General features: G+C 34.3%; 11 protein-coding genes. 1 reads left to right on the top strand and 10 read right to left on the bottom strand.

The window, feature by feature from the left end; translation table 11 throughout:
- Positions 1-204 precede the first annotated feature (204 nt).
- From NLJ00_RS21205 to NLJ00_RS21185, 5 genes are all read right to left on the bottom strand, one after another.
- The gene (locus tag NLJ00_RS21205) at positions 205-1623 is read right to left on the bottom strand and encodes a TolC family protein (protein WP_053474486.1); all 1419 of its coding nucleotides are present in this window, start codon (positions 1621-1623) and stop codon (positions 205-207) included.
- Between the two features lie 125 nt (positions 1624-1748).
- The gene (locus NLJ00_RS21200) at positions 1749-4913 is read right to left on the bottom strand and encodes an efflux RND transporter permease subunit (RefSeq protein ID WP_256635323.1); all 3165 of its coding nucleotides are present in this window, start codon (positions 4911-4913) and stop codon (positions 1749-1751) included.
- Between the two features lie 12 nt (positions 4914-4925).
- The gene (locus tag NLJ00_RS21195; RefSeq protein ID WP_256637486.1) at positions 4926-6077 is read right to left on the bottom strand and encodes an efflux RND transporter periplasmic adaptor subunit; all 1152 of its coding nucleotides are present in this window, start codon (positions 6075-6077) and stop codon (positions 4926-4928) included.
- Between the two features lie 325 nt (positions 6078-6402).
- Positions 6403-6996: a TetR/AcrR family transcriptional regulator gene (locus NLJ00_RS21190; RefSeq protein ID WP_053474489.1), complete on the bottom strand. Its 594-nt coding sequence runs from the start codon at positions 6994-6996 to the stop codon at positions 6403-6405.
- A gap of 324 nt (positions 6997-7320) precedes the next feature.
- Positions 7321-8238, bottom strand: coding sequence for an SMP-30/gluconolactonase/LRE family protein (locus NLJ00_RS21185; protein ID WP_256635322.1), 918 nt, complete (start codon positions 8236-8238; stop codon positions 7321-7323).
- A 284-nt stretch (positions 8239-8522) separates the two neighbouring features.
- On the opposite strand from NLJ00_RS21185, the gene NLJ00_RS21180 reads away from it, so the two are divergent.
- Positions 8523-9959, top strand: a complete 1437-nt coding sequence (locus tag NLJ00_RS21180; RefSeq protein WP_256635321.1) for a gluconokinase — start codon at positions 8523-8525, stop codon at positions 9957-9959.
- Positions 9960-10264: 305 nt separating this feature from the next.
- Here NLJ00_RS21180 and NLJ00_RS21175 read toward each other — a convergent pair whose 3' ends face one another.
- The 5 genes from NLJ00_RS21175 to NLJ00_RS21155 form a co-directional block, all read right to left on the bottom strand.
- Positions 10265-10564 carry a type II toxin-antitoxin system RelE/ParE family toxin gene (locus tag NLJ00_RS21175; RefSeq protein WP_256635320.1) on the bottom strand — a complete coding sequence of 100 codons (300 nt, stop codon included), beginning with the start codon at positions 10562-10564 and terminating at the stop codon, positions 10265-10267.
- Entirely contained in the window at positions 10554-10781 is a 228-nt protein-coding gene (locus NLJ00_RS21170; protein ID WP_256635319.1) for a DUF2683 family protein, read from the bottom strand. Before NLJ00_RS21170 ends, NLJ00_RS21175 begins: the two co-directional genes overlap by 11 nt.
- A 711-nt stretch (positions 10782-11492) precedes the next feature.
- On the bottom strand, positions 11493-11834 hold the full coding sequence (locus NLJ00_RS21165; RefSeq protein WP_256635318.1) for a hypothetical protein: 342 nt from the start codon (positions 11832-11834) through the stop codon (positions 11493-11495).
- A 101-nt stretch (positions 11835-11935) separates the two neighbouring features.
- On the bottom strand, positions 11936-12529 hold the full coding sequence (locus NLJ00_RS21160) for a hypothetical protein (protein WP_256635317.1): 594 nt from the start codon (positions 12527-12529) through the stop codon (positions 11936-11938).
- On the bottom strand, positions 12529-13125 hold the full coding sequence (locus NLJ00_RS21155; protein ID WP_256635316.1) for a hypothetical protein: 597 nt from the start codon (positions 13123-13125) through the stop codon (positions 12529-12531). The genes NLJ00_RS21160 and NLJ00_RS21155 overlap by 1 nt, the downstream gene beginning before the upstream one ends.
- Positions 13126-13143 lie beyond the last annotated feature (18 nt).

The following is a 13143-nucleotide window of genomic DNA, read 5'->3' as shown; positions in this document are numbered from 1 at the left end:
TAAGCAGATAAAAATCCTTTTAATCTGAGTAATCTGTGGCATAAAAAAAATCTGGTCAATCTGCAAAATCTGCGAGAAACTTAAAAAAACTTAGCGCCTTAGTGCCTTAGTGGCAAAAAAAAAACTAAAAAACGCCATGAAACCTAAGTCTCACAGCGTTTTCCTCTCAAAAAATAAATAATTAACGGGTAATGTAACAGGGTATTATTTCCAGCCTCCGCCTAGAGCGCGGTACAATTCAGTATTAGCTGTAAGTTGTTGTCTTTTAACATCAGCAAGTTCCAGTTCGCTTTGCAATAAATTTGCCTGAGCGGTTAAAACTTCAAGATATTCTGCCATACCATTTTTGAATAAAAGGTTAGCATTTTTAATTGCTTGCTGTAAAGTTTTTACTTTTTCTTTCAAGAAAGTTTCCTGTTGTTGTAATTTCTCTACTTTAACTAAAGCATCAGAAACTTCGCTTACAGCAACCAAAACAGATTGTCTAAAACTTAAAACAGCTTTTTCTCTTTCTGCGACAGCAATATTATATTGAGTTCTTACTCTTTTGTTATTCAAAAGCGGTTGTGTTAAACCTCCTGCAACAGTTCCGAACAATGAAGCCGGAATGTTGAACCAATTGCTGGTTTCAAAAGAGTTTACGCCGCCTTGAGCTGTAATTCTTAAAGTTGGATATAGATCCGCTTTTGTGATTCCAACATTTGCGTTTGCCGCTTTAAGAGCTAATTCAGCACTTTTTACATCAGGTCTTCTGCTTACTAATGAAGATGGAATTCCGATAGCGGTATTGTTTTTAACTTCAATCGCACTTAATTTAATTGTTCTTTCTTTCGAATTCGGAAAAGAACCAGTTAAAACACTTAAGGCATTTTCCTGAATCGCAATGTTTTGTTCCAATAACGGAATCAATTGCGCTGAATTTAATTTCTGTGCTTCAGATTGTTGAATCGCCAACGTAGTTACCTGACCAGCATCGTATTTTAATTTGATAATATTAGTTGTACTATCATTTAATTTTAGATTTTGTCTGGCAATTTCTAATTGTGCATCCAGCATTAAAAGGTTGTAATATCCTCTTGAAACATTGGCAACAATATTGGTCTGCAATGCTTTTTTAACTTCTGCAGATTGTAAATATCCTGCATAAGCGCCTTTTTTCTGATTTCTGATTTTTCCCCAGATATCTGCTTCCCACGAAAGTGAAGCTCCGGCAGAATAATCGTCGATATGTTTAGCACCAATTGCCTGGTTTAGGTTCAATCCTGTAAAACTATTGTCAGACGGATTGCTTGTACTTGCATTTACAAATAAATTAACCTGAGGTACATTTCCCCATTTTGATTGTGTAAATCTGTATTGTGCAATTTCAATGTTCTTTTCGGCAATCTGCAAATCGTTGTTTCTCGCAACGGCGCTGTCGATCAATTTGATAATATCTTTTTCTGTAAAGAAATTTTTCCACTCCACATCAGCAATACTTGTTGTATCACTCGAAGTTGATGCATTCCTGAAATTTTCAGGAAATGCATCTTTTGGAGTTTCAATATCCTTCGAAACTTTACAGGATATTAATGTCGTGATCAGAATGGCGAAGGTCACGATTTTGGTTATATGATTTTTCATTCTTTCTTTTATTAAATTTCTGTACAAGTATCTTTAGTTTCAAGATCTTTTGAGATTCTGTACGATATATAAGCGATGCCAATTATGATGGCTACTAAAGCTGTGGTTATATAGTTTTCCATTTATTATTTTTCTTCATTATGAATTACGGCAACTGGTTTTCCAGAAACCTTTTCTTGTAAATGCTGGAAGATGATGAATAAAACAGGAATGATAAACAAACCTAGAATTACTCCTGAAATCATACCTCCGGCGGCACCAATACTAATAGAGTGGTTACCTTGAGCTGATGGCCCTGTGGCGCTCATCATTGGTATTAAACCTACGATAAAGGCAAGAGACGTCATGATAATTGGTCGTAAACGTAATTTTGCAGCATCGATTGAAGCTCTAACTAACGCTTGTCCCGATTTTCTTTTCTGTACGGCAAATTCGACGATCAGAATGGCATTTTTGGCGAGAAGTCCAATCAGCATGACAAGGGCAACTTGTACATAAATGTTGTTCTCAATTCCAGTTAAACCAATAGCTACGAATACTCCAAAAATACCTGCAGGGATTGATAAGATTACTGCCAAAGGCAAAATGTAACTTTCGTACTGTGCAGCAAGTAAGAAATAAACGAATATCAAACACAGTAAGAATATTGTTGCGGATTGTCCTCCAGATGAAATCTCCTCACGAGTTTGGCCCGAGAATTCAAACCCGTAACCTGCAGGTAATTGTTGTGCTGCTACTTCTTCAATTGCTTTAATGGCATCTCCTGAACTAAATCCTGGTTTCGGAATGGCATTAATAGAAATTGAGTTAAATAAATTGTATCGTGATGCGGTTTCTGAACCATAAATACGAGTTAGTTTTACTAAAGTATTTATTGGCACCATTTCGCCTGTTCTGTTTTTCACAAATACACGGTCAATTGCTGTTGGATCAGCTCTGTCGGCAATATCAGCCTGAACTACAACACGGTAATATTTACCAAATCTGTTGAAATCAGATGCCTGTGCGCTACCAAAATAAGCCTGCATTGTCTGCAGAATGTCTTTTACATTTACACCTAATTGATTTGCTTTTTCGTCATTAACTTCCAACTGTAATTGTGGATAATCTGCTTTGAAAGAGGTAAAGGCAACTGCAATCTCCGGACGTTTCATTAATTCACCGATAAAGTTTTGAGAAATTCCACTGAATTTATCCAGTTTTCCTCCTGTTTTATCTTGTAGAACTAAATCTAAAGCCTCAACGTTACTAAATCCTGGAACAGTTGGGAAACTGAATACGAAGAAACTTCCGCCAGAAATAGCGCCCAGTTTACCACGAACCTGATTCATGATTTCGTCAATGTTTTTTACTTCGCCTCGTTCTTCGTTTGGTTTAAGCAATACGAATACAACTGCAGAAGATGGACTTGTAGAGTTGGTCAATAAGTTGAAACCTGAAATCGCGGTTACGAATCTTGAAGCGTCTAATGCTTTTAAAGTATTCTCAGCTTCAGTCATTACTTTTTGAGTTCCGTCTAATGATGTTCCAGATGGTGTATTTACTGCAATTGCAATAAATCCTTGATCCTCTGTTGGAATAAATCCTGCAGGAGTTGTTTTTACCATTACAATCGTAGCCACAACAATTAAAGCTAATCCGCCTAAACTCAACCATTTTCTTCTGATTAAGAATTTAAGTCCGCCTACGTAACGATTCGTTAAAGATTCAAAACTGCTGTTGAAAGCGGTAAAGAATTTCTCTTTAAATCCTTTTTTTACATAAGCTGAGTCGTGATCGTGTGCTCCGTGATTATCTTTTAAGAATAATGCCGCAAGCGCCGGACTCAATGTTAAGGCATTAACAGCCGAAATTACAATTGCAATTGCCATTGTAAAGGCAAACTGACGATAGAAAACTCCTGTAGAACCTTCCATAAAACCAACCGGCAGGAATACAGCAGCCATTACCAGCGTAATCGAGATAATAGCACCCGTTATTTCGTGCATTGCTTCATGGGTTGCGACTTTTGGAGACAAGCGTTTATGCTCCATTTTCGCATGCACCGCTTCGACTACCACAATGGCATCATCGACCACAATACCAATCGCCAGAATTAATGCGAAAAGTGTTAAAAGGTTGATCGAAAATCCGAATAACTGCATGAAGAAGAACGTTCCTAAAATTGCTACAGGTACAGCAATAGCCGGGATTAATGTTGATCTAAAATCTTGCAAGAAGATAAATACCACAATAAATACAAGTATAAAAGCTTCTAATAAAGTATGCTCAACTTGTTCAATAGATTGGTCAAGAGATACTTTTGTACTATAGAAAATATTGTGTTTTATGCCTTTAGGAAAATCTTTAGAAGCCTTTTCCATCATTTTGTTAATGGCAATCTGAATATCATTTGAGTTAGATCCAGCTAACTGAATAACTCCGATTACAATTCCTTTTTTACCATTTAAACGAGTTAAACTGTTGTAAGAATATGCTCCAAGTTCAACTCTCGCTACGTCTTTTAAGCGAAGTACTGAACCATCAGGATTAGAACGAATTGCAATGTTTTGATAGTCTTCTGGTTTCGTTAATTTTCCTTTGTATTTAATAACGTATTCAAAAACCTCTTTGCTTCGCTCTCCAAATTTCCCTGGAGCCGCTTCCAAACTTTTGTCCTGGATAGCGCCCATCACTTCGCTTGGCGTCACTTTATAAGTTGACATCTGTGTTGGATTCAACCAAACACGCATAGAGTAATCTTTTACACCACCAAAAATACTGGCAGAACCTACACCCGGAATACGTTTTAACTCCGGAATAATATTGATTTGCGCATAGTTGGCAACAAAAGTCTGATCGTATTTTGCTTCATCATCTGTGTACATACCAATTGCCATGATGAAACTGTTTTGTTGTTTCGCCGTAACAATACCTTGCTGCACAACCTCGGCAGGAAGCTGACTCGTTGCCTGTGCCACTCTGTTTTGTACGTTAACCGCAGCTTGATCGGCATCTGTACCCAGTTTAAAGAAAACGGTAATCGCTAAAGTACCGTCATTACTTGCTGTAGAACTCATGTAAGTCATGTTTTCTACACCATTTATAGATTCTTCGATAGAAGGTGCCACAGAACGTAAAACCGTTTCTGCGTTGGCTCCCGGATATACCGCCGTTACCAAAACCGATGGTGGCGCAATATCAGGAAACTGTTGTAAAGGCAATTTAGTTAAACCCAATACTCCCAGAATTACCAATAAAATGGAAATTACGGTTGCCAATACAGGTCTTTGTATAAATATTTTGAACATTGTCTTTTAGAATTATTTTTTATTAGTTACTTCGGCAACTTTAGTTGATTTTTCTGGCTGAATCGCTTGTCCATCCTGAAGTTTGTCAATACCGCTTAACACGATTTGGTCACCAGTTTTTACACCTTCTTTAATTAAATAATTAGTACCGCTTTTACCCACAACTGTAATAGGCATTTTAGTTACTTTGTTGTCTTTACCTACAGTGAATACGAATACTTTATCCTGCATTTCAACAGTAGCAGCTTGTGGCACTAAAATAGCATCGTTGTGATTTAATCCTAAACGGATTCTTCCTGTGTTTCCAGAACGTAACGTTCCGTTTGCATTTGGGAAAGTGGCTCTAATTGTGATTGCTCCAGTAGTTTTATCAAACTGACCGTCAACCATATCAATTTTTCCGGTTTGAGGATAAGCATTGTTATCAGCTAAAATCAAAGTAACTGGAGGTAATTTTTTGATTTTATCACCAAGTGAACTTCCAGCATATTGTGCTTTAAAGTTGATGAAATCTGTTTCACCTAAAGAGAAATAAGCAAATACTTCATGAACATCAGATAAAGTTGTTAAAGCTTCAACATCAGAAGCAGAAACTAAACTTCCTTGTTTTTTAGGCAGTCTTCCGATGTAACCACTAACAGGGGCTGTTACATTCGTATATCCTAAATTAATTTTAGCAGAACCTACCATTGCTTTTGCCTGTTCAATATTTGCAGCAGCAATTTTTTGAGAAGCTTTAGCTGTTTTCAATTGATAATCAGAAACTACTTTGTTTTGAACTAAAGGAGTCAATTTATCAACTTCTAAGTTTGCGTTGATTAAAGCTGCTTCTGCAGCGTGTAAACTTGCCAAAGCATTGTTTAACTGCTCACGGTACGGACGTTCGTTTATTTTAAATAAAGTTTGTCCTTTGCTTACGTAAGCACCTTCGTCAACAAAAATTCTGTCAAGGTTTCCGCTTACTTGCGGACGAATTTCAACATCTACAGTTCCTTGTATAGCAGCTGGATATTCAGCATCAGTAGTTGTATTTGCACTTGTTATAGCCAACACAGGTAAAACCGGTGGTGGTGGAGCAGTAGGCGCCTGATTTTTGTCGCCACAGCTGCTTAATACTAAAGCCAGAACAAAACTGGTTATAATTATTACATTTTTCATTTTCATATTGGTTTTAATTGGTTGAACATTTTCTCGGATTAAATTCTTAGGTATTCTGGCATTCTCGGGATTCTCGGGATTCATATCTAATTAAATTAAATTATCTAACGTTGTTAAGTAAATGTGCGCAAACTTTCATACTTTAAGCTTTTTCAATTCTATTTTAATCATTATTAAAATATTTAACGGCGTTAAGTAAAAGTCTAAAAAAAGAGCTTTTATTACTCTATTAAATTTTCTAACAGTGTTAAGTTAAGGTTATAAAAAAAAGGATTTTATATTATCCAATTAAATTATTTTACACTGTTAAGTAAAAATTGAAAAAAAAAATCTATTGTATTGATTTGATGATACCACCAATGGCATCTTTCAAAATTTGAGCATTTATTGTTTCTAAAATATCACTTTTGTTAATGATGTTGATGGCGATTAAACCATGAATAACAGAAAAGAAAGTAAAATATTTTTGTTTAATGATATCTTCACTCGGATTGCTGTCTTTCATTACATCAGCAATAACTCCTGTGAATAATTTGTAAGGTCCCTCCTGAGCCGAACATCGTTGTGCGCAGCAGGTCATTTGAACACCAAACATTAACTGATACATTTCAGTATTTGTAAAAGCGAAGTCCCAGTAAGTCATCCACATGGCTTCTAATTGATCTTCTGGTTTTTCAAACTTATCTATTGCAACTTGTAGTTCTTTAGTCAGTTTAATAAAACCTTTACCTGTCAATTCTTCAAGTATTGCTTCCTTATTTGAAAAGTATTCATAAATAATAGGAGCAGTATATTCGATTCTGTCGGCAATTTTACGCATACTCAAACCATTCCAGCCTTCATCTTTTACGATATCATAAGCAGCCCCAAGGATATTATTCCTTGTCTCTTCTTTTTGTCTTAAAATTCGATCTTTGCTAGCCATTATATTCGAGTATTAAATTGTTTAACACTGTTAGGCAAATGTATGGCGGTTTTTCTAATAATGAAATAAATTTGTCATAATATTTTCTTATTCTATCATAGAGAGAACTAAAATACTAGTAAAATAAGGTATTTCGAAAGGTTTTGTATTTTTGTAAAATTTCATTTTAAGCAAAATTCAACCTGAATTCGAATCAAATTAAGATGATTTTGAAGTTTTTTGATTCTGAAAAAAGTCTGATTTCTCACTAACGAATAAAATTTCAATCAAAATTTTGGAAAGTACTAAAAATAAACAGAGAAAATAGGAACGATGATTTATCGATTATTTCATTCCCCGAACACTCATTTCTATCGTATAAACACTTTTACTGGCAGTAATGAATAATGTTTTAAATTTTTTTCCTCCAAAACAAACATTAGCTGTCCATGGTTCAGGAATATCAATATGGGCTATTTTTTCTCCTTGCGAATTGAATATGGTAACTCCTTTTCCGCATAAGTAAATGTTTCCAGAATTGTCTATTGTCATTCCATCTGAACCGGATTCAGTAAACAGCGTTTTTTTGCCTAAAGAACCATTACTTTCGATTGCATAAGAGTACGTTTTATTTGCTCCTATATCCGCTACGTATAAGGTTTTTCCATCTGAAGTTCCAATAATGCCATTAGGTTTTACAAGGTCATCCCCAACGTTGATAATTTTGGATTTATCCGGAGATAAATAGTAAACACATTCTTTCTCTATTTCTTTGGAAGTATGTTTCCAGTAATCCCTTTGGTAAAAAGGATCTGTAAAATAGATACCGCCTTTTGGATCAACCCAAAGATCATTGGGACCATTCAACCTTTTTCCTTCAAAGTTGTTTAGTAATACAGTATAATTTTTATTCTTATCTATTTTCCAAAGCTCATTTTTTTCATCGGCGCAAGCCAAAAGATTTCCTGCGTGATCAAAATACAAACCGTTAGCTCTTCCTGCATTTTCCATAAAAACAGAAAGTTCGCTATTAACAGACCATTTCATGATTCTATTATTAGGCTGATCTGTAAAATAAATATTTCCTTTTTTATCTACTGCAGGGCCTTCCGTAAAACTGAATTGATCGGATAGTTTTGTGAGAACTGCGCCTTTTGCTATTAATTTATAGCTTTTTTCTTTTGATGTCTGAGCGTATATAAAATTTGTAATAGTTAAAGTAATAACAAATATAAGTTGTGATTTTATTTTAAGTTGGAGCATTATAAAAAGGTTTAAAAATTGCTTTTAAAGCGTTTTTAAAAGTAGTTTTTATTTCTGATATTCTGCAAAGCTGGGTTAAGATTCTTTTGAGGAGCAGAAATTCCGTTTTCAAAAGAACGTTTAGTCCCGCTCTCCACTATATTCCCGATAAACAAAAACTACGGCTAAAAAGCCTTGTTTTTCTAAATCGGGAGATGTCGTTTCGATCGGGGCTAGGCGAGAAGGTATCTTTTTTATAATTTTCCTAAGCAATTTTAAATGAATATATTTAACATATTAAATTTATGGATCAAATAAAGAACATGGAAGCATTGTATATTGGTATTGACATTGGAACAACAGCCACAAAAGCCGTTTGTTTTGATAAACAGGGAAATGTGCTTCGACAAATTGTTAAGTCGTACGAAATGTACCATCCTAAGCCGGAATGGAGTGTTCAAAAACCGAACGAAATTTTGCAAACCGTAAAAGAATGTATTAACGAGATTACAAACGGAATTCAGCCTCAGTTTATCAGTTTTAGCTCGGCGATGCAAAGTGTTATTGCAATCGATGAAAATGGAAAACCACTGACAGATGCTATTTTATGGGCAGATAACAGAGCTGCGGGAATTGCCGAAAAACTTAAAAATTCAGATCAGGGAAAACACTTTTATCAAAAAACCGGAATACCAATTCATCCTTTTTCTCCCTTGACAAAAATTGCCTGGTTCAAAGAATTTGACCCTGAACTATTTTCCAAAACCTATAAATTCATCAGTATAAAAGAATATGTTTGGCATCATTTGACCAATGAATATTATACAGACACTTCCATGGCGTCCGGAACCGGATTGCTAAACATTCATACTTTAGATTGGGATGAGGAAGTTTTAGATTTCTTAAACATAAAGCCGCACCAACTACCTAAAGTTTGCGAAGTCATACACCAATGCAAAGGAATTTCAGATGATTTTCTGTATGTAATTGGCGGTGGCGACGGTGCGTTGGCCAATCTCGGAACAGGTGCCATGAACAAAAATTGTATTGCTTTAACTATTGGCACAAGCGGAGCAGTTCGACTGCCCATTGACAAACCGTATCTTGACGACCAAATGCGCACGCAGTGTTATCATTTGATGAACAATCAATATCTTACTTTAGGGGCTGTCAATAATGGCGCGATAATTTTACAATGGCTGAAAGAAACTTTACTAAAAACAGAACAATCTTTAGAAGTTCTTATTGAAGAAGCCGCAAAAATTCCTGCGGGTTCTGATGGACTGCTTTTTGTACCTTATTTATTGGGAGAACGAGCGCCAATCTGGGATGCCTCGGCTGAGGGAACTCTTTTAGGAATGCAGATTACGCACACACAAGCGCACTTGGTACGAGCCACTTTAGAAGGAATTTTATTTGGATTGTTTCAAATCACAGAAATTTTAATTCCGGATCCCGAACACAGAAAAGAAACAAAAGTTATGGCCAGCGGCGGATTTGGTAAAAGCGAACTATGGCTTCAAATGGTTGCTGATATTTTTCAGATGCAGGTTGAAACCTCGCAAACTATCGAAGGATCTTCCTGGGGAGCTGTTCTTATAGGTTTGAAATCAATCGGCGAGGAGATCACAAATGATAACAAAACGGGACAAACCTATTTTCCTAACACGAAACATAAAAATGTATATGAAGCTGCGTTCAATAAGTTTAAAAAAGTATATCCTTTACTGAAGGATTTTTAAGAGCCAATATGAATTTGCATCAGAAGCATTAAAAAATAAAAATTATTTTTTTGCTATTATAAGGTTGGGCGTTGGTAATTTTACACGAATTTACGACGGAATAATTCCCGTTATTAAACTGGACTAAAGTCCAGCTCTACAATATGGATCATTCCTTCGGAATTTTATTCCGTCCAAAAAAAGAGCCAGAGGCTCGGCCTATATTGTAGGGCTGGACTTTAGTCCAGTTTAAAAACGCATAATAAAAACACGCTTTAGACCGGATTAAAATCCGGCGCTACCATATTGGTCGATCCTGTTGTTCTTTATCTTAAAGGAAATTTTTCTGGATTTTGAGATGTATGAAAAATAGCATTTAAAAATATCGTTTTTGATAACTCATCAACTATAAAAAATGCAATATATGGGAATTTTTTAAATGGAATATAGCGATAATTATTATCGTGAAATTGACAAAAAGGATTTATTTGTAAGGCTTTGTAAACTTTTTTATAATCATTAAGAAAGCCTAAGGCGACTTTCTTACTAACTTTTGATATATAGTATTCAACAGCTTCTTCAATGTTTTTTAATGCAATTGGAGAAACAATAATCTTATAATTCATACTTCTTTTTTAAATCAGTATATAGTGATTCAGCATCTGTATATTGGCTTTTGTCTGAATTAATTTGACTATCTAAAATTTGCTGCTGTTCTGCAGATAACTCGTAAGGTTTCACATTAGCTATCTCAAATTTGATCTTTAGTGCTTTCATAAAAGCTTTTACAGCTTCTATTTGAGAAGCGTCTTCTGTATATGCTGTGATATTAATTGCTTGCATGATATTAATTTACTAAAGTTGTTCAACAAAGTTAAAACAAAAGTCTAATTTTAATGTTAATCTCTATATTTTATTTCTATTTTCATTTCTACGAATTTTATTTTTTCATAATATTTTAAAAGATCGTTTCATATTGAATTAGATTATATGTCTTGAACCGGATTGAAATCCGATCCATACAAACTATGCCTTGAACTGGACTAAAGTCCAGCCCTACAATATAGGCCGAGCCTCTGGCTCTTTTCCTAGCTTCGATAAGATGAACAATAGATACAAAAAAAGAAAAAGATTTCTTTTTCATGTAATGAAAAACAAAAAATTCCGAAGGAATGATCCATATTGTAGGGCTGGACTTCAGTCCAGTTTAAAATGAATTACATTGATGTGAAAATTTGGTGCATAAAAATTATACCCTAAACCGGGTTAAAATCTGGCTCTACAAACTATGCCTTGAACTGGACTAAAGTCCAGCCCTACAATATAGGCCGAGCCTTTGGCTCTTTTCCTAGCTTCGATAAGATGAACAATAGATACAAAAAAAGAAAAAGATTTCTTTTTCATGTAATGAAAAACAAAAATTCCGAAGGAATGATCCATATTGTAGGGCTGGACTTCAGTCCAGTTTAAAAATGCATAAATGAAGCCCCGCAATCATAATCGACAAATTTTAGAAGTGCTAACAAATCTCTCACGTTCTTTTTGTAAATAGGATCAACTTATTGAAACATGTTTACTGAAATACGCAACCGCCATTTCTACAATTTCGTCTTTGGTTGTAAAGCTATATTGTATTCCATTTTCTAAAGTATAATGATCGCCAATGCTTGGAAAATATTCTTTCCCATTTGCGTGAAATGAATGTACAACGGTAAACCACCGATGGCGTTCGTTATCTTTAAAGGAATAGACTAGATTATCTGAAGTAATAAAGTTAGTTCCGTTATTTACATCAAGTATAGAAGTGTATTTACTTTTTGGGAAACTACCATAAATACAGATGTTTGAATTGAATTTTTGTGATAATAGTTCGGTTACTTTTTGGTTATTGAGCATATAAAAATCTTTTAAGTTTTGGTGTAGTTTTGTAAATATAGGACTGTGTTTTTCGGTTACTACACCCTTAAAAGTTTTTATTGTATTAAAATAAGGTATTTTTAATTCTCAATTCTCTTAGTTTTGGTAATTTTTTTTATCTGAATTTTTACCAAATAATATATTTCAACAAAAAGCAAAAACACCATAATTTTCATCAACAATGCAAGAAAAAAATTAGAGGGATAAATATCTAAATCACGATACATTGTCCAGGAGCTTGGCAAATAATCACGATGGAAACTACTAATAAAAATAATAAATCGTTCAATTGAAACAATAAGTAAAAAGCTAAATATCATTCTCAATAAAGCATTTTTGCTGACTTTTTTAAATCGCAGTAATTGCGTAAGAGCGAACCATAAAATAGGCTGCGACCAAATTCCAAACCAGTATTCGCCAAACAGTCTGTTGAGCATAGCGCTTTGTTCTTCGGAATTTTTTTCTGCATAAAAAACAAAAATTCCAATTATCCAGACTGCAAAATAAATTACGCCAGCCAAAGAAATAAACTTAACGGCTTCTTCATCTATTTTGTACAGAATTGGTTTCTTTACAAAAATTGAAACAATTAGATATAAAATTGAATATAAACCAAAGGCTGTAAAAAAGTCTACCGTTATTATTTGGAGAAGTAATAGAATATTTTCTCTCATTATTTTTTCGTTCTGTCTTTTGCTAAACGATTTTTGCTTTTCGAATAACCCGCTTCTTCTACATTAAAAGAATCTAGAATTCTATTCATTCTTTCAGTATATTTTTCTTCTTTACTGGCTTCTGTCCATGACATGATTTGATAGTATCGGTCTTTTCCCTGTACAATTGCGAATCGATAAAAAACATTAAAACCGTCGCTGATTCCAGATACTGAAAAAACAATAGCACTTGAGGAATTAATTTTCTTTTTCTTTACATCGTAGAGCTTAAAATCTTTTAAACCTGATTTTTTAAAATTATTCAAAGTCGCATTGTAATATCCATCGAGATCTGGTGTTGTGTTTAATAAATTATTTTCAATAGCATTTACAAAATCACTTTTTAATTCATCTATTACAATAACATAAAATTCGTCAAACTGATTCTGTAATTGTAAAGAAGCCTGATCATTTAACTCAGTCGTAACGCCAAGACTTTCCGGAACAGATAATGAATATTTATTTTCGACTGTTTTCTTTTCAAATTTTTCATTCGAATGATTCTGATCGCATGAAGAAAGAACTACAAGAAATAGTAAAGAAATAATTTTTTTCATAAGGTATTTACTGGTTTT

Origin of the sequence: Flavobacterium panici, assembly GCF_024499525.1 — a bacterium.
In the GTDB taxonomy this organism is placed as follows: Bacteria; Bacteroidota; Bacteroidia; order Flavobacteriales; family Flavobacteriaceae; genus Flavobacterium; species Flavobacterium panici.
The sequence above is the reverse complement of the archived record's forward strand: the minus strand, read 5'-3'. Positions and strand labels throughout refer to the sequence as shown.